Consider the following 1,373-nt stretch of genomic DNA (forward strand, 5'->3'; position numbering starts at 1 on the left):
GTTGAAGTAGTCTTTTTATAAATCCATAACGACCATCCGCCTGAAGATCTTAGGAAATCCAATCCAGGATCTGAGTTATTTGCAGAGATAAAACTAAACTGGACATCTGTTGTCTCAAAACCTCTGCCACCAAGTTTAAATGTTGTTGGCTGATTTGCATACGAACCTGTGATCTTTATTGTAGCAAATTCGACATAAAGATTTGACTCACCGTTTCCATTTACCGTATGCACTACCTGATTTGCGTCCTTACCTGCAGCGCCCTGTGGACCTTGAGGACCTGTTGCGCCGGTTGCACCTTTATCTCCCTGAGGACCTTTATCGCCTTTTACACCTTGAGGACCTTGTGGTCCCTGAGGACCAGTTGCTCCTTTATCACCTTTGGCACCGGTTGCACCTTTATCCCCTTTACTTCCCGTGACGCAAACTGCTGTTGTCGTTGAAGTCGTGTTGTCAGTATAGGTAATCACCGATCTCGTCCAAATATATTTACTGTTCTCCCATCCAGGATAAGTCGTTCCCCATGAACCGCCATTCAAAGATGTCGCAGAAGTTGATTTGTAATACTGTTCTACGATAGTTTTAACGCCTTTACCAGTTGCACCAGTCCCTCCAGTAGCTCCGGTTTCACCTTTATCGCCCTTGTCTCCTTTTGCACCTGTAGCGCCTTGTGCCCCAGCAATGCAGACTCCATTTTGATTTGGAGAATAGGTTTTGTTTCCAGACCCATCAGTTGTTACTGTACGACTCCACATGTACTTTCCATTGACCCAAGTCGGTGCTATTGTTGACCATGATCCTCCAGAAAGAGAAGTCGGCGATGTCGAAAGATAATACTCAACATCGACATATGATACATAGTCCTCCGGTGCTGGAGTCCAGTCAGTTGCAGTATTGCCTTTTTCGATCTTAAGGTTTTTAAACTGATATGAGACCCCAACATTACTGTTCATTCCGGTAAAATATGTATTCTGTGAAGTTCCGCTAGGCAATGTTGCTGCTGATTTTACAACCCATACCAGTTTTGTCCATACATTCGCAACTGTTTTGTTGTTTACGGCTTTACATGATTGTATCAACATGTTTGAACCGTTACCATGTCTAAAGCCTGGATCCATCGATGTAGAAACACTTGCTTTGACATCTACGGATACGGTATAATTCGTGTCAGCCTCCCATTTTGTGCGTCCAATATAAGAAAACTGTATTACAGACCATCCGGATTGTTTTACCGAATCTCGTGTAAGTTTACATGTATTAACCCCAGTTTCGTATACAGATTCTTTGGAATAGCCACCCGTTTGCATACCCCAATCCCACCCGGTTGTTCCTTTATTGGTATTGGTCGCCAAATTTCGCCCACCGACGACAAT

The 1,373-nt window shown here is 43.8% G+C and carries 1 protein-coding gene; it reads right to left on the minus strand.

Going from position 1 to position 1,373, the window contains the following annotated elements:
- Positions 1-1,352, minus strand: a 1,352-nt coding sequence (locus tag DXD92_RS18275; RefSeq protein WP_199696587.1) for a collagen-like triple helix repeat-containing protein, incomplete at its 3' end; no start/stop codon positions are given.
- Positions 1,353-1,373: the final 21 nt, after the last annotated feature.

The organism is Blautia sp. TM10-2, from assembly GCF_003480845.1.
GTDB classification, from domain to species: Bacteria; Bacillota; Clostridia; order Lachnospirales; family Lachnospiraceae; genus Fusicatenibacter; species Fusicatenibacter saccharivorans.